A 1,820-nucleotide genomic window follows, 5' to 3' on the forward strand; every position below is an offset into this window, starting at 1 on the left:
GCACCACCCCCTGTTCCAGGTCATGCTGGCCGTCGAACCCGAAACCGCGGGCCGATGCGACCTGCCGGGAATCGAAGCCCGCGAGCAACGGCTCGTCGCCGACGTGGCCAAGTTCGACCTCACTTTCAACCTCAAGCAGCGCTCCACCGGAGAAGGCACCGCGGACGGCATCGACGGCTCGCTCGAATACGCGCTCGACCTGTTCGACCCCGACACCGCCCGCGCGCTCGTCGACCGCGTGCTGCGGGTCCTGCACAACGCCCTGTCAGCGCCCGGCGATCCGATCGGCACCCTGGACGTGCTGGCCGCGCAGGAGCGGGAACTGCTGCTCCACCGGTGGAACGACACTTCGCACACGATTCCCGCCGACAGCCTGTCAGCCCTGGTCGAAGCGCAGGTGCGGGCAACCCCCGAGGCCGTGGCCGTCGTCCACGAGGGCGAACAGCTGACGTTCGCCGAACTGAACGCGCGGGCCAACCGCCTCGCCCGGCATCTGGTGTCCCTCGGCGCCGGGCCCGAGCGTTTCGTGGCCGTGGCGCTGGCCCGGTCGTTCGACCTCGTCGTCGCGATACTCGCCGTGTTCAAGACGGGTGCGGCCTACGTCCCGGTCGACCCGGAGTACCCGGCCGACCGGATCTCGCTGATGCTCGACGACGTCCGCCCAGAACTGCTCATCACCAGCGCTGCCGTCGTCGCTCTGCCCGGACCGGACGGTCCGCGCGTGCTCGACATCGGTGCCGACCGGGAATTCGAGACGCTCGCCGACGATGATCTCGACGCGACGCGAGGGCTCGACGCCGCTCGGCTTCCGGCCTGCGTGATCTACACCTCCGGCTCCACGGGCACGCCCAAGGGCGTCGTCGTCACGCACCGCGGCATCGTCAACCACATCTGCTGGCTCCAGGCCGAATACCGGCTCACCGCCGCAGACCGCATTCTGCAGAAGGCACCGATCACGTTCGACGTCTCGGTGTGGGAGCTGTTCCTGCCGCTCGTTACCGGCGCGACGATGGTGCTGGCAAGCCCCGGCGGCCACCGCGACGCCGCGTATCTCGCCGACCTGATCCGTCGGGAGCACGTGACTGCGGCCGAGTTCGTGCCCTCGCTGCTGCGGATGTTCGTGGACGAGCCGGGCGCGGCGCTGTGCGCGTCGTTGCGTCAGCTGGTGAGCGGCGGCGAGCAGCTCCCGCGGGACCTGCGCGACGACGCCCTGGCCGCGCTGCCGGGCGTGCACCTGCACAACACGTATGGGCCGACCGAGACGACGATCGGTGTGACGTCGGGCGAATGCGTTCACGGTGCGGCGGGCGCACTCGTCCCGATCGGCCGGCCGAACTGGAATACCCGGGTTTTCGTGCTGGATGAGCGGTTGCGGCCGGTGCCGGTCGGGGTGGCCGGTGAGCTGTACATCGCCGGGGAGGGTGTGGCTGTCGGTTATCTGGGGCGTGCGGATCTGACGTCGGCGCGGTTCGTGGCGTGTCCGTTCGGTGCCGGTGAGCGCATGTACCGGACCGGTGACGTGGTGCGCTGGACGTCGGACGGTCAGCTGGACTACCTGGGCCGGGTCGATGACCAGGTGAAGGTGCGCGGGTTCCGGATCGAACTCGGTGAGGTCGAGGCCGCGCTGTCCGGGCACGAATCGGTTGACCAGGTGGCGGTGGTCGTGCGCGAGGACCGGCCCGGCGACCGCCGCCTGGTCGCCTACGTCGTCTCATCGGCCGGGGCGGGAGTCGATGCTGTGGTGTTGCGTCGGCATACCGCGACTCGTCTGCCCGAGTACATGGTTCCTTCCGCCGTGGTCTTCGTGGACGCTCTGCCGC

Annotated in this window: 1 protein-coding gene; it reads left to right on the forward strand. The window is 69.8% G+C overall.

Annotated features, from left to right (window positions below; translation table 11 throughout):
- Positions 1 to 22: 22 nt before the first annotated feature.
- Positions 23 to 1,820, forward strand: a 1,798-nt coding sequence (locus Cco03nite_RS41890; protein WP_203699616.1) for a non-ribosomal peptide synthetase, incomplete at its 3' end; no start/stop codon positions are given.

This window comes from Catellatospora coxensis, from assembly GCF_016862635.1.
Lineage (GTDB): Bacteria > Actinomycetota > Actinomycetes > Mycobacteriales > Micromonosporaceae > Catellatospora > Catellatospora coxensis.